At 67.4% G+C, this 16887-nt stretch carries 15 protein-coding genes; 7 read left to right on the top strand and 8 right to left on the bottom strand.

The window, feature by feature from the left end; genetic code table 11:
• The 7 genes from ACGLHR_RS35575 to ACGLHR_RS35545 all read left to right on the top strand — a co-directional run.
• Positions 1-206: SHOCT domain-containing protein (locus ACGLHR_RS35575; protein WP_400099811.1), on the top strand; the 206-nt coding region annotated here is incomplete at its 5' end.
• A 21-nt stretch (positions 207-227) separates the two neighbouring features.
• The gene (locus ACGLHR_RS35570; protein ID WP_400099809.1) at positions 228-1748 is read left to right on the top strand and encodes a DUF4178 domain-containing protein; all 1521 of its coding nucleotides are present in this window, start codon (positions 228-230) and stop codon (positions 1746-1748) included.
• A gap of 6 nt (positions 1749-1754) precedes the next feature.
• Positions 1755-1922 carry a hypothetical protein gene (locus ACGLHR_RS35565; protein ID WP_400099807.1) on the top strand — a complete coding sequence of 56 codons (168 nt, stop codon included), beginning with the start codon at positions 1755-1757 and terminating at the stop codon, positions 1920-1922.
• A 10-nt stretch (positions 1923-1932) separates the two neighbouring features.
• Positions 1933-2310 carry an adenosylmethionine decarboxylase gene (speD, locus tag ACGLHR_RS35560; RefSeq protein ID WP_400099805.1) on the top strand — a complete coding sequence of 126 codons (378 nt, stop codon included), beginning with the start codon at positions 1933-1935 and terminating at the stop codon, positions 2308-2310.
• 96 nt (positions 2311-2406) lie between these two features.
• Positions 2407-2847: a Cd(II)/Pb(II)-responsive transcriptional regulator gene (locus ACGLHR_RS35555; protein ID WP_318231801.1), complete on the top strand. Its 441-nt coding sequence runs from the start codon at positions 2407-2409 to the stop codon at positions 2845-2847.
• Positions 2848-3379: 532 nt separating this feature from the next.
• Positions 3380-3799 (top strand): nucleoside diphosphate kinase regulator, encoded by a 420-nt coding sequence (rnk, locus tag ACGLHR_RS35550; protein ID WP_400099803.1) that lies wholly within the window; start codon positions 3380-3382, stop codon positions 3797-3799.
• A 436-nt stretch (positions 3800-4235) separates the two neighbouring features.
• On the top strand, positions 4236-4589 hold the full coding sequence (locus ACGLHR_RS35545) for a hypothetical protein (protein ID WP_267604713.1): 354 nt from the start codon (positions 4236-4238) through the stop codon (positions 4587-4589).
• Between the two features lie 256 nt (positions 4590-4845).
• On the opposite strand, the gene ACGLHR_RS35540 is transcribed toward ACGLHR_RS35545, so the two are convergent.
• The 8 genes from ACGLHR_RS35540 to gcl all read right to left on the bottom strand — a co-directional run bounded on the left by ACGLHR_RS35540 (position 4846) and on the right by gcl (position 16723).
• Positions 4846-7944 carry an efflux RND transporter permease subunit gene (locus ACGLHR_RS35540; protein WP_400099801.1) on the bottom strand — a complete coding sequence of 1033 codons (3099 nt, stop codon included), beginning with the start codon at positions 7942-7944 and terminating at the stop codon, positions 4846-4848.
• Between the two features lie 155 nt (positions 7945-8099).
• Positions 8100-8843: a TetR/AcrR family transcriptional regulator gene (locus ACGLHR_RS35535; protein WP_400099799.1), complete on the bottom strand. Its 744-nt coding sequence runs from the start codon at positions 8841-8843 to the stop codon at positions 8100-8102.
• Between the two features lie 131 nt (positions 8844-8974).
• Complete coding sequence (locus tag ACGLHR_RS35530) at positions 8975-9868, bottom strand: neutral zinc metallopeptidase (RefSeq protein ID WP_400099797.1); 894 nt, start codon at positions 9866-9868, stop codon at positions 8975-8977.
• A gap of 101 nt (positions 9869-9969) precedes the next feature.
• Positions 9970-11448, bottom strand: a complete 1479-nt coding sequence (gene pyk / locus ACGLHR_RS35525; RefSeq protein ID WP_267604710.1) for a pyruvate kinase — start codon at positions 11446-11448, stop codon at positions 9970-9972.
• 73 nt (positions 11449-11521) lie between these two features.
• Positions 11522-12835, bottom strand: coding sequence for a glycerate kinase (locus ACGLHR_RS35520; RefSeq protein ID WP_400099795.1), 1314 nt, complete (start codon positions 12833-12835; stop codon positions 11522-11524).
• 88 nt (positions 12836-12923) lie between these two features.
• The gene (glxR, locus tag ACGLHR_RS35515) at positions 12924-13850 is read right to left on the bottom strand and encodes a 2-hydroxy-3-oxopropionate reductase (protein ID WP_318231795.1); all 927 of its coding nucleotides are present in this window, start codon (positions 13848-13850) and stop codon (positions 12924-12926) included.
• 183 nt (positions 13851-14033) lie between these two features.
• Entirely contained in the window at positions 14034-14816 is a 783-nt protein-coding gene (gene hyi, locus ACGLHR_RS35510) for a hydroxypyruvate isomerase (protein WP_400099793.1), read from the bottom strand.
• Between the two features lie 131 nt (positions 14817-14947).
• On the bottom strand, positions 14948-16723 hold the full coding sequence (gene gcl, locus ACGLHR_RS35505) for a glyoxylate carboligase (RefSeq protein ID WP_400099791.1): 1776 nt from the start codon (positions 16721-16723) through the stop codon (positions 14948-14950).
• Positions 16724-16887 lie beyond the last annotated feature (164 nt).

Raw genomic sequence — 16887 nt, 5'->3', positions numbered from 1 at the left:
TGGCGGGCGGGATGGGCGCCGCAGCGGGCGTCCAGCATGCCGCACCCGCACCTGCACCCGCCGTGGCAACGGCGCCGGCCACAGCACCCGCCGACGATCCCGCCGCGCGCCTGCAAAAGCTCAAGGACCTGCTCGACAAGAGCCTGATCTCACAGGCTGAGTTCGACACCGCCAAGGCCGAGATCCTCAAGAAACTGATCGGCTGAGCGCACCCTTATCCCTTAAGCATGCAAGAAATCAACTGCCCAAGCTGCGGCGCGCCGGCGGCCTTCCGCTCGTCCGCCGCGGTGATGGTGGTGTGCGAGTTTTGCCACAGTACGCTGCTCAAGGACGCCGACACCGTCAAGGACATCGGCAAGATGTCCACCGTGCTGGAGGACTACACCCCGCTGCAGCTCCACACCTCGGGCCAGTGGGACGGCCAGGGCTTCACCCTGGTCGGCCGCATTCAGCTGCGCTACGACTCCGGCCTGTGGAACGAGTGGTACCTGCTGTTCGACGACGGCAGCGACGGCTGGCTGGCGGACGCCTCCGGCCAGTACATGCTGACCCGGCGCGTCACGGCGGAACAGTCCGCCGCACAGCTTAACGGCGTATCGCTTCCCAGCTATGCGCAGCTCACGCCAGGCACGCCCCTGTACTTCGACAAGCATCGCTACCTCGCCAGCGACGTGCGCAGCGCGCGCTGCACCGGCGGGCAGGGCGAGCTGCCGTTCGCGGTGGGCGCGGGCTGGACCGCGCAGGTAGCGGACTTCCGCGACGAAGGCCGTTTCCTCACGCTCGACTACGCCGACGGCGATCCGCCCACCATCTATACCGGCCAGCCGGTCACGCTCGACCAGCTCAAATGCCAGTTGCTGCGCGAGGCCGACCAGATCGCCGGCACCGCCGACCGTTACCGCGGCAAGGCCGTGCCGCTGGCCTGCCCGGGCTGCGGCGGCCCGATCGCCTACCGCGCGGGCGTGGCCAGCTTTGTGGTCTGCCCGAGTTGCCACAGCGAGATCGATTGCTCCACCTCCACCGCGCTGGTGCTGGAAAAGCAGCGCGAGCTCGATGCGCTCAAGACCAGCTTGTCGCCGGGCGATATCGGCAGCATCGACGGCAAGCCGTACACGGTGCTGGGCCTGATGCAGTGCACCGACAACGACGAGGAACAAGCCTCCACCTGGGTCGAGTACCTGCTGTTCAACGAGCAGCGCGGCCTGATGTGGCTGGTGGAGCAGGACAGCGGCTGGGACCGGGTCGAGGTGCTGGATACCTGGCCGCGCATGGTCTCCGGCACGGCCGCAAGCTACCAGGGCCAGACCTTCCAGCAGGGCTACGACTACGAGAGCAAGGTGCTGTACGCGGCCGGCACCTTCAACTGGCGGGTCAAGGTGGGCGACACCACGCGCCTGACCGAATTCGGCAAGCCGGCGCGCCGGCTCACGCGCGAGACCTCCGACACGGAGATCGTCTGGACCTTGTCCACCACCGTGGCGCGGGCGCAGCTGGCGCAGTGGTTCAAGTCCAGCCCGGGGCTGGCCGAGGCCGCCCGCGCCCCGCAGGCAGCGCGCGTGCCGGCTTCGGGCAATAGCGCCGACCTCGCCTTTTGCCGCAAGAGCGCCAAGGTCTACGCCATCCTCCTCGCCATCCTCAACGTCCCGGTGGCGCTCGTCACCGATCGGGGCTGGTTCACTATCGTCATCGGCTTCCTGTTGCTATGGGTGCCGATCTGGCTGGTCCAGCGCTGGGCCGGAAAGGATTGAGTCAGCGTGCGCCTGCTTTATCTCGTCTACGGCATCATCGTGCTGTTCGGCACGACCTTCTTCAATCTTGGCGAAGCCACCGGCTCCGGCTCGTCCGGATACGCGAGCTCGCGTGGCTGGAGCGGTGGTTCTTCCGGCGCCAGCGCCTGGTCCTCCGGCGGCGGCCACAAATAAGCAGGCTGCCATGAACGCGCCTGTCCTGCCTTGCCCGGCCGTGCTCGGCCACCACTTGCTTGCCGATCTGCAAGGCGTGGCGAGCAATCTGCTGGCCGATGCCGCGCTGGTCGAGCGCGTGCTTTACCAGGCGGCGCAGGCCGCCGGCGCCACCGTGGTCGATGCGCGCTTCCGGCATTTCGGGCCGGGGCTGGGCGTGACCGGGGTGCTGCTGCTCAAGGAGTCGCACATCAGCATCCATACCTGGCCCGAGTACGGCTTTGCCGCCGTGGATGTGTTCATGTGCGGCGCCGCCCGGCCCGAGCTGGCGGTGGAAGTCATGCGCACGGCCTTCGTGCCGCGCACGCTCACGCTGCGCGACCAGGCTCGGGGCCCGGCGCCGGGCTGAGAAGCTGGCAAGGTTTGCCGCGATGGTCTACACTGGCAAGCAACCCCGTAATTACTACAGGGTATTTGCGGAAGTCAGGTCTGGCCTGGAGTCGGGATGCGTATCGGTGAGCTTGCAAAGCACAGCAGTTGCGACGTGGAAACCATCCGCTATTACGAGCGCGAAGGGTTGCTCGACGCGCCCCAGCGCGAGGAAAACGGCTATCGCCGCTACGGCGACGGCCATCTGCTGCAACTGAACTTCGTGCGGCACTGCCGCTCCCTCGGCATGAGCCTGTCCGATGTGCGCCGGCTGCGCGACTTCGAGCGCGATCCGACACTTGCCTGCGACGATATCAACAGCCTGCTGGATCGCCAGATCGAGCAGATCCACGCCCAGCGCGTGGCGCTGGAGGCGCTGGAAGGGCAGTTGCGGGCACTTCGCCATACTTGCGACCAGCCCCATCCGGCCAGCGAATGCGGCATCCTGCAGAACCTGCAGCAGGCCGCCGCCGGCGCCGCCTGCGAGTGCCATCCGCATCCGGCGAGCCACGCCTAAGGGTTGCGCCCCGGTGCCTGAAGGTGCCGGCTATGCTACGATCCCTTTACCTGCCGCGCACCAAGCTGGTGAAAAAAGCCGCGGGCCGAGCCCGCGACGAAGCCTTTGAGTGAGCCATTGCTCTCGTCAGTTTCACCGCGTGGCGCGCTTTCCCGAATTTCCATCCAATTGCTGCCGCACCCAATGACGCCTTGCTGCCTGTCGCCGATTGCTGTCGAGCTTGCCCCTATCGGGCAGGCCGGCGCGACTGCGCGCGCAGTCCAGGCGCCGCGCGCACAAGCCAAACAGGCGATCGCCTGCCGCCGGATCAGCGTACCGCTTGATCCTGCCCGGTTCCCAGCCTGACGTTCCCCCCAACGCAGGCAAACGCTGAACCGGGCCTAGTCGCTCCCTGTTCGCGGTTTTCCAGCCGGTTCTGACCGCCGGTAACGGCCCACCTTATTTCTTGACCTGGTAACGCCAGGAGCCGATCCCTGACGGATCGCTCCAGCCTGTTCCGGGTCGCCGCATCGCCACTTAGCGAGGATTCATCATGACGGCATCGTCCAAACAACAACCGACCCTTTACCTGACCGAGCTCGACGTGACCCGTCTGGAGCGCATCGCGGGCCGCGCCGGCGCCGCGCCCCTGGCCGAAATGCTCGACAGCATCCTCGAGCGCGCGGCCATCGTACCGGCCGAGGCCATTCCCAAGGATGTGGTCACCATGAACTCCAGCCTGCTCTGCGCGCTGGAGGGCGAGGCCGCGCCGCGCCGCTGGACGCTGGTCTATCCGGATACCGCCGATTTCGAGGAAGGCCGCCTGTCGGTCCTCTCGCCGATTGGCCGTGTGCTGCTGGGCGCGCGCGCCGGGCAGACCGTGAGCTACCGCTTGCCGGACGGACGTGAACAAAGCGTCACCGTGGTGGAGCTGTCTTTCCAGCCCGAGGCCAATGGCCAGTACACCGTCTAAGGCCTGGTCAAAAACTTATCCGGCACTTTTTCGGCATTTTCGAGCTTATTCCAGGCTTATCCCGGGCGCCGATCGCGGCGTCCCGGCGCGCGCTCATCAGCGCCGCGCACCCGGCCAACCGCTAGCCCGCGAGCAGGCTCTGCGCCGGCGGACCGGCCTCTGGCCTAGGCTGGCGGGCCATCAGGCATCGCTTCGGCCACCCGCCGCGCCCCCTCGCACGTCCCCCCGGCACGCCATCCAGCGGCCAAGCCGCGCCGTTCGTCCGACTTTCCAGCGTTTCACGACTCGCAACGCACCATTCGTCGCAGTGGTATTTCTCCTTGCCCGCCGAGCCACTAATCTTCAGTCCGTGCCTGCAGCGCAACATAGATTTGCCGGGGCAGCTAGTACAGCAAATTAAAAACAAGAATTACACAATCAGTTGAAGGAGTCCCAAATGAATGCCAAACGCATCCTTGGCAGCGCTCTCGCAGTGCTGATGGTGGCCTCGTCGGCCGCGGCACTGGCGGCGCCCGCCAACAGCAAGGTCGGCAAGTTCGACGTGTACGCCGATGCGTTGCGCGCCGGCAAGTTCGACACGTTCACCGATGGCGCGAAGGCCGGCAAGTTCGATACGTTCACCGACGGCGCACGCCAAGGCAAGTTCGATCCGTACACCGACGGCGCCAAGGCTGGCAAGTTCGATACGTTCACGGACGGTGCCCGCGCCGCTTTCAGTGGCGAGATCGCTGCCAGTTCGCTGGACAACTCGCGCAGCGGCGACGGCTCGCTGTACGGCTACCGGGTCTGATCCGGACCCTGTGTTACCTGACGGCCACTTCGGTGGCCGCTTGGGTACCACATTTGCTTCCCCGTTTTATCTCCCACCTGCCCGGCTGACCTCCTCCTCCTTCTCTCTCCCGCCGGGTGGGTGATTTTTACCCGCCGCACCCCGCCGCACCCCGCCTTAGCTGCCTTTCGTTTTTCCTCCGGCAGTCTCGCAGCACCCTCCACCCCGACCCCCGACCCCCGACCATCTTGAACGCCACTGGCCGGCACGCGCCTTGTCATTCCCGTTCGCGCCCGGCACGCCTGCGCCCGATCAGGACATAGAGCAGCGGCACCGCCAGCGAGCCGATCACGGTGGCGCCCAGCATGCCGCCCAGCACCCCCGTGCCGACCGCGCGCTGCGCGGCCGCGCCCGGCCCGGTGCTGATCGCCAGCGGCACCACGCCGAGGATAAAGGCCAGCGAGGTCATCACCACCGGGCGCAGCCGCTGGCGGGCGGCCTGGCCGGCGGCGTTCAGCAGGTCCATGCCGCCCCGGCGCAACTGCTCGGCGTATTCCACCACCAGGATGGCGTTCTTGGCCGCCAGCCCCATGATCACCACCCCGCCCACCTTGAAGTAGACGTCATTCGGCATGCCGCGCAGCCAGATCGCCACCAGCGCGCCGACGAGGCCCGCCGGCACGATCAGCAGCACCGCCAGCGGCAGGGTCCAGTTTTCGTAGAGCGCCACCAGGCACAAGAAGATGAACAACATCGACAAGGCGAACAGCCACGGCGCCTGCGCACCGCTTTGCTGCTGCTCGAAGGCGCGTCCGGTCCAGCGCGCGTCGTAGGCGCCGCCCAGGTCGCGCACCCTGGCCGTGAGGCGTTCCATGGCCGTGCCGGTGCTGTGGCCCGGCGCCACTTCGGCGTTGATGCGCACCGAGGTGAGCCCGTTGAACCGCTCCAGGGTGGCTTCGCCCTTGCCCCAGACCAGTTCGGCGAAAGCGCCCAGCGATACCATGCCGCCGCGCGCATTGCGCACATGCACGCGGGACAGCTTGGCCGGGTCCATCCGGTAGGGCGCGTCCGCTTGCAGGATCACCCGGCGGATACGGCCTTCGCGCGCCACTTCGTCGATATAGCGCGAGCCCAGCGTGGCGGACAGCGCATGGTGGATGGCCTCCGGCTCCACGCCAAAGCTGCGCGCGCGCTCGTAGTCGATGTGCAGGTCGAGCGCCGGCGCGGGCTGGGCGGTGGTGGCGCGCACCTCGCCCAGCGACGGCTCATCCTCGACGGCGGCAAGCAGCTTGTCGCGCGCCGCAAACAGCGCTTCGCGCCCGGAACCGGCCTGCGCCACCAGCCGCATGTCTAGCCCGCCGGTGCTGCCCAGCTCGGGCAGGGCCGCGCCGTTGTACGCGTACAGCTGCGCCTGTCCCCGGCCAGGCCAGGCTTCCAGCCCGGCCTGGAGCCTGGCCAGCACGGCGTGCGCGCGTTCGTCGGCGCCGCGCTCCGACCAGTCCCGCAGCGCCAGGTACATGCTGGCACGTTGCTCGCCGCTGCCGGAATTGCTCCAGCCCAGCACGGCAAAGGTCGAGCGCACGGGATACTTGCCCGCTTCCAGCCAGGTCTCCAGCGCCGCGACGGTGGCGCGTGTGTCTTCCTGCGTGGCGCCGGCCGGCAGCTCCATATCGATCACCAGTTCGCCGGTGTCCTCCTCCGGCAGGAAGTCGGCGGGGATCTGCCACATCAGCACACCGCCGGCCACCGCCAGCGCCAGGTAGATGCCCAGCCAGCGCAGTCGGCGCCGCTGCAGCGCCAGCACCCAGTCGGCATAGCGCGCGGTGAACGCCGTGAAGCCGCGCTCGAACCAGGCCAGCGGGCCGCGCTGCGGATGCGCCGCATGGCGCAGCAGGCTGGCGCACATGGCCGGCGCCAGCGAGAGCGCGAAGAACAGCGAGAAGGCGATGGAAATCGCCAGCGTGATGGCGAAGTGCCGGTAGATCACGCCCACCGCGCTGCCCAGGAACGCCATCGGCACGAACACCGCGCACAGCACCAGCGTGACCGCTACCAGCGCGCCGGACACTTCGCGCATCGAGCGGGTCGCCGCCTCCATGGCGTCCACGCCGTCCTCGCGCATGATCCGCTCGACGTTTTCCACCACCACGATGGCGTCGTCGACCAGGATGCCGATCGCCAGCACCACACCGAACAGCGTGATCACGTTGAGCGACAAGCCAAGCGCGTACAGGCAGGCAACCGTGCCAAGCAGCGAGACCGGCACCACGATCACCGGGATCAGCGTGGCGCGCAGGTTGCCGAGGAACAGGTAGAGGATCAGGAAGACCAGCGCCGTAGCTTCGCCCAGCGTGGTCAGCACGCGCCAGATCGAGCGCTCGACGAACTGCGCGTTGTCGGACGAGATCTCGTAGCGCATGCCCGCGGGGAAGCCGCGCGCGGCTTCGTCCAGCGCGGCGCGCACCGCGCGCGAGGTGGCGAGCACGTTGGCGCCGTCCGCCAGCTTGAGGCCGATGGAGGCTGCCACCCGGCCGTCGTGGCGCGAGCTGTAGCGGTAGTCGCTCGCGCCCAGCTCCACCCGCGCCACGTCGCGCAGCCGTACCAGCGAGGCGTCGCCGCCGGCGCGCACCACGATCTGGCCGAAGGCTTCCGGCTCGGCGAGCGGCCGGGGCGGGCGCACCAGCGCCTGGTAGGGCTGGCCCGGCACCGCCGGCGCGCCGCCGAGCTGGCCCGGGGTGACGTCGCCGTTGCGCGCCTTGATGGCCTGCTCGACATCCGCGGCCGTGAGGCCGTAGGCGTTGAGCTTGTCGGGGTCGAACCAGATGCGCAGCGCGTACTCGGACCCATAGGGCTCCGCCTTGCCGATGCCGGGCAGGCGGCGCAGCATCGGCAGCACCGAGGCGGCGGCAAAATCGCCGAGCGCGGTTTCATCGAGCTGGCTGTTCCCCGACACCAGCGAGACATACATGAAGGGACTGCTGCCGGCCTGGTCCACAAAGATGCCGCCGCGGCGCACCGCCTCCGGCAACAGCGGCTCGGCCTGCATGACGCGGTTGCGCACGTTGACCTGCGCCAGTTGCGCATCGGTGCCCTGGCGAAAGCCCAGCGTGATGGTGGCGGCGCCGCCCTCGCTGCTGGCATCCAGGTAGAGCAGGCCGGGAATGCCGTGCATCTGCTGCTCCAGCACCGCGGTCACCGCGTCTTCCACGGTGCGCGCCGATGCGCCGGGATAGTCGGCGTAGACGATCACGGTGGGCGGCGCCACCGCCGGATACTGCGCGATGGGAATACGGGTGAGGGCGATCAGGCCCGCCACCATGGTGAGGATGGCAATAACCCACGCGAACGCGGGCCGGCGAAGAAAGAAGGACGCCATGGCACTTTTGGATTAATTTGCGCCTGCGCGGCAACCAGCCGCTGCGCAGGCGCAGTGGAATGGATCCGGCGCGCAGGCAAGACGAAACGCGAGATGCGAAGCGCGCCGGGCAGCGTGGCAGAAACGCTGTGGGGGAAGTGTGTTTGGCCGCCGCTCTAGCGGGACGGTCGGGTGAAGCCGCGCAGAACCGCCGCGAGCAGCACCTTCTGGCGATGCGCCAGGGGCTGCCAGTCCTCGCGCGGCAGGTGCTCGAAGGTGATGTCGAGCGCCGCCAGCCCATGCACGGCAGTCCATAGCGCGTCGGTGACATCGCCGGGGTCGTACATGGCATCGATCAGCGCGGCGGCCTGCTGGTCATGCACGCACGCCAGCAGCACGGTGCTTACCGGGTCTTCCGGGAAACGCTCGCTCCAGCGCAGGTCGATCGCGCGCTCGGCGTCAGCCGGCAGGCCCATCATCATCATCAAGTGATAGCTGTGGCGGTTGGCCAGGGCCCATGCCACATAGGCATCGAGCACGGCCGGCAGCGCCAGTGCAGGTGTGCCGGCGGCGCCGCGCGCGTCGGCCAGCGCTGCGGCCAGGCGTACCCAGTCCTGCGCGCACAGCTCGAACAGCAGCGCGGTCTTGTCTTCGAAATGCCGGTAGATGGCGGCCGCGCTATAGCCGCAGCGCTCGCCGATGCGGCGCAGCGTGACGCCGCTGAATCCCGCCTCGGCAAACAAGGCGCGGGCGGCATTGAAAAAGGCTTCGCGCACGTTTTCGCGCCGCAGCGCGGCGCCGCCGGCCCGCACAACGGACGCGCCGGCACGTGCGGCAAGCGGCGTGGCGGGTGCTGCTGTAACGGGTGCGTTCGCGGGCGGGGCCGACAGGCTGGATTGCGTTGGGCGGGTGGCGGACATGGCCGCGATTATAAACACGGCTCACTTTGTGAACAACGTTTACATGGCGAATTCGGCACAAACCATGGCCCCTCAAGCGAGGGGAACGCTGCCCGGGACCCCGGCGCAGCGCAGCAATATGGGTGGATGAATCAGAGTTGCTTGGCCGCGAAGGTGTCGCACTTGCGGATGTCGCCGCTGGTCAGGCCCTGGCGCAACCAGCGCGTACGTTGCTCGCTGGTGCCGTGGGTGAACGCTTCCGGCACGACATAGCCCTGGGCTTGCTTTTGCAGGCGGTCGTCGCCGATGGCGGCGGCGGCCTTGAGGCCTTCCTCGATATCGCCGGGCTCCAGCAGTTGCTGGTTCATGCGTTCCGCGGTGGCGGCCCACACGCCGGCCAGGCAATCCGCCTGCAGCTCCACGCGCACCGACAGCTGGTTGGCCTGCGCCTCGCCCATGCGCCGGCGCGCGGCGTCGACCTTGCCCGACACGCCGAGCAGGTTCTGCACATGGTGGCCGATCTCGTGGGCAATCACGTAGGCCTGGGCAAAATCGCCGCCGGCCCCGAAGCGCTGGCGCAATTCATCGTAGAAGGCCAGGTCGATGTAGACCTTCTGGTCGCCCGGGCAATAGAACGGCCCCATGGCCGACTGGCCGCTGCCGCAGGCGGTGGGCGTGGCGCCCGAGAAGATCACCAGCGTGGGCGGCGCATAGCGGCGGTTGAGATCGGTCTCGAAAATATGCGACCAGGTGCGCTCGGTGTTGCCGAGCACCTTGCGCACGAAGACCGTCATCTTGTCGTTGGCGGGGGGATGGCTGGGCACATGCTGCTGTTGCGGCGCGTGCTGCTGCGAGCCCTGCAGCACCGAGGCGCCCTGCATGATCACGGAGGGGTCGATGCCAAAGAAATAAGACGCCGCCAGCGCCACCAGGATGGTGCCGATGCCGAGCGTCTTGGGCCCCGCGCCGAAGCCGCCGAAACCGCCGGAACCTTCACCCCGGCGGTCTTCAACATTCTGGCTTTCGGCTTCGTCGTCGAGACGCATGGTGGCTCCGCATTACTGGTTGATCGCCGCGGCAAACAGTTGGCCGCGGCGTGTCGATCAGTATAGCAACGGCAATGCCGCCGGCCCATGCGTGGGGTGTATCAGGCGGTAACCGCTGGCGTCGTGCTGGCAGCACCCAGCGCCTGCGTCTTGCCCGGCTCCGCGCCGCTGATCTCAGCCACGCGCAGCAGGTTGGTGGTGCCGCCCTGGCCAAACGGCATGCCCGCCGCGATCGTGATCTGGTCGCCGGGTACCGCATAGCCTTCGACCAGCGCGGCGCGGGTGGCGGCATTCACCATCTCGTCCACGCTTTGCACATCCGGGCTGACGGTGGAATGCACGCCCCAGGCAAGCGCCAGCCGCCGCGCGATCTCCAGGTTCGGCGTGATGCTGACGATGGGCGCGCACGGCCGCTCGCGCGCCGCGCGCAGCGCTGTGGAGCCCGACGAGGTGTAGGTGACGGTGGCCACCGCGCCGATGATCTGCGTGACTTCGCGCAGCGCTGCGCAGATCGCATCCTGGCGCGTGGACAGCGGCGCTTCGTGGCCCGCGTCGAGCAGGTTGCGGTACAGCGGGTCGCGTTCCACCTCGGTGATGATGCGGTTCATGATGGCCACCGCCGGCACCGGGTGGCGGCCGTTGGCCGACTCGGCCGACAGCATCACCGCATCGGCACCGTCATAGATCGCGCTCGCCACATCGGACGCTTCGGCGCGCGTGGGCACCGGCGAATCGATCATCGATTCCAGCATCTGCGTGGCGATCACGATGGGCTTGCCGTGCTGGCGGCAGATGCGCAGGATGCGCTTTTGCACACCCGGCACGCGCTCCGGCGGCAATTCCACGCCCAGGTCGCCGCGCGCCACCATCACCGCGTCGGACACGCGCACGATTTCTTCGAGCTGCTGCAGCGCGGCGGGCTTCTCGATCTTGGACAGCACGCCGGCACGGGTGCCGATGATCTCGCGCGCTTCCACGATGTCGGCCGGGCGCTGCACGAACGACAGCGCGATCCAGTCCGCGCCCAGCGCCAGCGCGAAGTCGAGATCCTTGCGGTCTTTCTCGGTCAGCGCGGGGATCGGGATCACGGCGTCGGGCACGTTCACGCCCTTGCGGTCGGACAGCGTGCCGTGGTTGACCACGCGCGTGGCAATGCTGCCGCTGGCCACCGCCTCGATCCTCAACTGCACCTTGCCGTCGTCGATCAGCAGCGACTGGCCCGGCGCGGCCACGCGGAACAGCTCCGGATGCGGCAGGTGCACGCGGGTGGCATCGCCCGGGCTGGGATCGCTGTCGAGCACGAACGCGTCGCCGGCCTTGAGCGCGACCTTGCCCGCGGCAAAGGTGCCGATGCGCAGCTTGGGGCCTTGCAGGTCGGCCAGCACGGCGATGGGCCGGCCGGTCTCGGCCTCCACCTGGCGCACCGCGTCGTAGCGGCGCTTGTGGTCGTCGTGCGAGCCGTGGCTGAAGTTCAGGCGGAATACATCCGCCCCGGCTTCGAACAACTGCCGGATCACTTCGATGTCGGTGCTGGCCGGTCCGAGCGTGGCAACGATCTTGGCTTTGCGCTGGCGTCTCATTTTGTCTCCTCTTCCAATCTCGGGCGGCGCGCAGCAAACGGCGCGCCTTTGTTCAAACACGTGGCTTACACACTTACACAATCAGGATGGCGCGGAAATCATTCACGTTGGTACGGGTCGGGCCGGTGACGATCAGGTCGTCCAGGCCGGCGAAGAAACCATAGCCGTCGTTGTTGCCGAGGTGCGCGCGTGCGGACAGTCCGCGTGCCGCGGCACGGGTCAGCGTATCGGGCGCTAGCAGCGCGCCGGCGTTGTCTTCGGAGCCGTCGATGCCGTCGGTGTCGCAGGCAATGGCATGCACGCCCGGCAGCCCGTCCAGTGCGACCGCGAGCGCCAGCAGAAATTCGGCATTGCGCCCGCCGCGGCCGCTGCCGCGCACCGTCACCGTGGTCTCGCCACCGGACAGGATCACGCAGGGCTTCCTGAACGGCTGGCCATGCTGCGCGACCTGGCGCGCGATGGCGGCATGCACCAGTGCCACATCGCGCGACTCGCCTTCGATGCTGTCGGACAGGATGTGGGCTTCAACGCCCAGCTCGCGCGCACGCGCTGCCGCGGCTTCCAGCGATTGCTGCGCGGTGGCGAGCGTGACGCTGCGATGGCCGTTGAAACGCGCATCGCCGGGCTTGGGCGTTTCGCCCGCGCCGCTCTCCAGGTGGGCGCGCACATTGGCGGGCACTTCGATGCCGTACTTCGCGATCACCGCCAGCGCGTCGGCGCAGGTGGTGGCGTCGGGCAGGGTCGGGCCGCTGGCGATCAACGTGGGATCGTCACCGGGGATATCGGAAATCAACAGCGTCTCGACGCGGGCCGGCGCGCAGTGCAATGCCAGCCGGCCGCCCTTGAGCGCCGACAGGTGCTTGCGCACGCAGTTCATCTCGCCGATGTTGGCGCCGCTCTTTAGCAGCGCTTTGTTCACGGCCTGCTTGTCGGCAAGCGTTAAGCCGTCGGTCGGTGCGGCCAGCAGCGCGGAGCCGCCGCCGGAGATCAGGCACAGCACCAGGTCATCGGCGGTGAGGCCCTTGACCAGTTCCACCATGCGCTGCGCGGCGCGCTGCCCGGCTTCGTCGGGCACCGGGTGCGCGGCTTCCACTACCTCGATGCGCTGGCACGGCGCGCCATGTCCATAGCGCGTAACAACCAGTCCGGAGATCTCGCCTTGCCAGTGCGCCTCCACAGCCTGCGCCATGGCGGCGGCGGCCTTGCCGGCACCGATCACCACCGTGCGGCCCTTGGGCGGCGTGGGCAGTTGCGGCGGCAGGCAATGGCTGGCGCTGACCGCGGCAACCGCGGTATCGAACAGGTCGCGCAGCAGGGCGCGCGGATCGGTGAGTCCGGCGGGGCGGGCAGGCACCAACAAGGTGGAGTGGGAATCGGTGGCGTACATGACTGGATCCGGAAGTGCTGCGCCCCGGCCGCGAACGGCCGGGGAATGACGCTGGCCTGCCTATGCAGGCAGGCCGTGATGGTGCTGCTTACTTGGCGCCGCCCTTGGCGATCTCATGGTTCGACATGATCTCGATGGCGCGGCACAGTGCCGAGTGGTCTTGCTTGCCCAGGCCATTGGCGGCGCAGGTGTTGAACAGCTCCTGCGCGGTGGCGGTGTTGGGCAGTGCCACGCCCAGCGCCTTCGCGCCTTGCAGCGCCAGGTTCAGGTCCTTCTGGTGCAGCTCGATGCGAAAGCCCGGATCGAAGGTACGCTTGACCATGCGCTCGCCATGCACTTCCAGGATGCGCGAAGCGGCGAAGCCGCCCATCAGCGCCTGGCGCACGCGCGCCGGATCCGCGCCCGCCTTGGAGGCGAACAGCAGCGCTTCGGACACGGCCTGGATATTCAGCGCCACGATGATCTGGTTGGCCACCTTGGTGGTCTGGCCGTCGCCGTTGCCGCCGACCAGCGTCACGTTCTTGCCCATCAGGTCGAACAGCGGCTTGACCTCGTCGAACGATTCTTGCGGGCCGCCGACCATGATGGTCAGCGATGCGGCCTTGGCGCCCACTTCGCCGCCGGAGACCGGTGCGTCCAGGTAGGCGGCGCCCAGCTTGTTGACGCGTGCGGCGAAGTCCTTGGTGGCGATCGGCGAGATCGAGCTCATGTCGACCACGATCTTGCCGTGCGCGGCTTCCTTGCCGGCGCTCTTGAGCGCGGCGGCCACGCCCTTCTCGGCGAACAGCACGGCTTCCACGTGCGGGGTGTCCGGCACCATGATCACGATGATGTCCGCGCGCTTGGCGACTTCCTCGGCGCTGGTGCAGACCGTGACGCCGGCATCGACCAGCACTTGCGGAGCGGGGTTGACGTCATGCACGAACAGCGTGTGGCCGGCCGCGCGCAGGTGGCCCGCCATCGGTGCGCCCATGATGCCCAGGCCGATAAAGCCGACGTTGCGTTGGTTTGCCATGTGATGTCTCCTTGATGGGATGTTGAAATCTGTTTTGTTGATGTTTGGGGCGTTGAGCGAAGCCACCGGATGCGCCAGCGCCGCCTGCCATGACGACCGGCTGTTGCTCCCCCCTCCCGCCGCGCGGGAGAGGGGAGCAAACAAGCGCCGTGCGCACGCAGCATGAACAGCGGCTCAAAGGAATTACTGCACGCCGTGTTCAGCGCGCCAGCCCAGTCCTTCCGTGGTGGTCGTGCGCGGCTTGTACTCGCAGCCGACCCAGCCGTCGTAGCCGATCTGGTCGAGCCACTGGAACAGGAAGTGGTAGTTCAGCTCGCCGGTGCCCGGTTCATTGCGCCCCGGGTTGTCAGCCAGCTGCACGTGCTTGATCTTCGGCAGGTTAGCTTTCAGCGTGGCGGCGATTTCGCCTTCCATGCGCTGCATGTGATAGATGTCGTACTGCACGTAGAGGTTGGGGGCGTTGACCTGTGCGATCAGGTCCAGCGCCTGCTGCGTGCGCGACAGGAAAAAGCCGGGAATATCAAAGGTGTTGATCGGCTCGACCAGCAGATCGATCTGCTCGGCGGCGAGCGCCTGCGAAGCGAAGCGCAGGTTATCCACCAGCGTTTCCTGTGCCTGTTCACGCTTGACGTTCTGCGGCTGGATGCCGACCAGGCAGTTGAGCTGGCGCACGCCCAGCACCTTGGCGTACTTGATCGCCTCGCCCACGCCGTCCTGGAATTCACTCACGCGGTCCGGGTGGCAGGCGATGCCGCGCTCGCCCGCTTCCCACTTGCCCGCCGGCAGGTTGTGCAGCACCAGGTCGAGCTGGAAGCGGTTGAGTCGGTCGGCGATCTGGTCCGCGTGGAAGGCGTAGGGGAAGAGGAACTCCACGCCGCGGAAGCCCGCGCGCGCGGCGGCTTCAAAGCGGTCGAGGAAGGCCACTTCGTTGAACAGCATGGTCAGGTTGGCGGCAAGCTTTGGCATTGAAGTCTCCGGGTGACTTGTCTTGTGTTTTCCGCTCGCGCGGATGCGGTGATTGGGGGCGCGCTAATGCAGCGGTAAAGATTGCAGAATGCGCGCGGGCTCATGGCCCGCGCTTGTCAGCCTGCTGATGCTTACGCCGTTTCCACTTCTTCCTTGAGGATGGCTTCCTCGATGTCTTCGATCGGCTCGAACTCGTTGATGTTGTCGATCTCGGTGCCCATCGCGATATTGGTCACGCGTTCCAGGATCACTTCAACCACCACCGGCACCGAGAACTCGGCCATCAGGTCGCGTGCTTCGGCAAAGGCCGGCGCGATGTCTTCCGGCTTGAACACGCGGATCGCCTTGCAGCCCAGGCCTTCCACCACCTTCACATGGTCCACGCCGTAGCCGTTCAACTCGGGCGAGTTGACGTTGTCGAAGGCCAGCTGCACGCAGTAGTCCATCTCGAAATTGCGCTGCGCCTGGCGGATCAGCCCGAGGTAGGAGTTGTTCACCACCAGGTGGATGTACGGCACCTTGAACTGCGCGGCCACGGCCAGCTCTTCGATCATGAACTGGAAGTCGTAGTCGCCCGAGATGGCCACCACATCCGATTCCGGCGAAGCCACCTTCACGCCGATCGCGGCGGGAATGGTCCAGCCCAGCGGGCCGGCCTGGCCGCAGTTGATCCAGTGGCGCGGCTCGTTGACCGACAGGAACTGCGCGGCGGCGATCTGCGACAGGCCGATGGTGGACACGTAGCGGACATCGCGCGGGAAGTACTGGTTCATCTCGCGGTACACGCGCTGCGGCTTGACCGGCACGTTGTCGAAGTCGCTCTTGCGCTGCATGGTGCGGCGGCGCTTCTGCACGTCCGCCACCCAGCTCTTGCGGCACGGCAGGCGGCCGGCCATCTTCATTTCGCGCGCCACTTCCACGAACTGCTCCAGCGCGAGCTTGGCGTCGGACACGATGCCCAGGTCGGGGCCGAACACGCGGCCGATCTGGGTGGGCTCGATATCCACGTGCACGAACTTGCGGCCCTTGGTGTAGACATCGACGCTGCCGGTGTGGCGGTTGGCCCAACGGTTGCCGATGCCGAGCACGAAGTCCGATGCCAGCATCGTGGCGTTGCCATAGCGGTGCGAAGTCTGCAGGCCCACCATGCCGGCTTGCAGCGGATGGTCGTCGGCCAGCACGCCCCAGCCCATCAGCGTGGGGACCACCGGCACGTTGACCAGTTCGGCGAATTCCACCAGCAGGTCGGCCGCGTCGGCGTTGATCACGCCGCCGCCGCACACGATCAGCGGGCGCTCGGCTGCGTTGAGCATGGCGATGGCCTTCTCGATCTGCGGGCGAGAGGCGGACGGCTTGTACGGGGCGAGCGGCTGGTAGGTTTCCGGATCGAACTCGATCTCGGCCACTTGCACGTCGAAGGGCAGGTCGATCAGCACCGGACCCGGGCGGCCCGAGCGCATCAGGTGGAAGGCTTGCTGGAACACTTGCGGCACCAGCGCCGGCTCGCGCACGGTCACGGCCCACTTGGTCACCGGCTTGGCGATCGATTCGATATCGACGGCCTGGAAGTCTTCCTTGTACAAGCGCGCACGCGGCGCCTGGCCGGTGATGCAGAGAATGGGGATGGAGTCAGCCCAGGCCGAGTACAGGCCGGTGATCATGTCGGTGCCGGCCGGGCCCGAGGTGCCGATGCACACGCCGATATTGCCGGCCTCGGCGCGGGTGTAGCCTTCGGCCATATGCGAGGCGCCTTCCACGTGGCGGGCCAGGAAATGGTCGATGGTGCCGGCCCGGCGCATGGCCGAGTAGAACGGGTTGATGGCGGCGCCTGGCACGCCGAACGCGGTGGTGATACCTTCTTTTTCCAGAACGGCGATGGCCGCGTCAACTGCTCTCATCTTGGGCATGTCTGTCTCCAATGTTGCTGCAATGTTTTGTGAATGGCATTGAATTGCTGTTGGAGTCCATGCTATTCCCGCAAGCGGTGCGGGATAAAGGGAAGGGAGATCAGTTGATTCGATACCTCTGATATCGAATGAGGGTGGCGGGCGCAGAAGACACGGTCACCCAG

Source organism: Cupriavidus sp. CuC1, from assembly GCF_044627735.1.
GTDB classification, from domain to species: Bacteria; Pseudomonadota; Gammaproteobacteria; order Burkholderiales; family Burkholderiaceae; genus Cupriavidus; species Cupriavidus ulmosensis.
This window is presented reverse-complemented; position numbering and strand designations above follow the sequence as displayed.

Coding starts and splice junctions, on each gene's coding strand:
- ACGLHR_RS35570 (WP_400099809.1), top strand. CDS start 228: ATGCAAGAAATCAACTGCCCAAGCTGCGGCGCGCCGGCGGCCTTCCGC.
- speD (WP_400099805.1), top strand. CDS start 1,933: ATGAACGCGCCTGTCCTGCCTTGCCCGGCCGTGCTCGGCCACCACTTG.
- ACGLHR_RS35555 (WP_318231801.1), top strand. CDS start 2,407: ATGCGTATCGGTGAGCTTGCAAAGCACAGCAGTTGCGACGTGGAAACC.
- rnk (WP_400099803.1), top strand. CDS start 3,380: ATGACGGCATCGTCCAAACAACAACCGACCCTTTACCTGACCGAGCTC.
- ACGLHR_RS35545 (WP_267604713.1), top strand. CDS start 4,236: ATGAATGCCAAACGCATCCTTGGCAGCGCTCTCGCAGTGCTGATGGTG.
- ACGLHR_RS35540 (WP_400099801.1), bottom strand. CDS start 7,944: ATGGCGTCCTTCTTTCTTCGCCGGCCCGCGTTCGCGTGGGTTATTGCC.
- ACGLHR_RS35535 (WP_400099799.1), bottom strand. CDS start 8,843: ATGTCCGCCACCCGCCCAACGCAATCCAGCCTGTCGGCCCCGCCCGCG.
- ACGLHR_RS35530 (WP_400099797.1), bottom strand. CDS start 9,868: ATGCGTCTCGACGACGAAGCCGAAAGCCAGAATGTTGAAGACCGCCGG.
- pyk (WP_267604710.1), bottom strand. CDS start 11,448: ATGAGACGCCAGCGCAAAGCCAAGATCGTTGCCACGCTCGGACCGGCC.
- ACGLHR_RS35520 (WP_400099795.1), bottom strand. CDS start 12,835: ATGTACGCCACCGATTCCCACTCCACCTTGTTGGTGCCTGCCCGCCCC.
- glxR (WP_318231795.1), bottom strand. CDS start 13,850: ATGGCAAACCAACGCAACGTCGGCTTTATCGGCCTGGGCATCATGGGC.
- hyi (WP_400099793.1), bottom strand. CDS start 14,816: ATGCCAAAGCTTGCCGCCAACCTGACCATGCTGTTCAACGAAGTGGCC.
- gcl (WP_400099791.1), bottom strand. CDS start 16,723: ATGCCCAAGATGAGAGCAGTTGACGCGGCCATCGCCGTTCTGGAAAAA.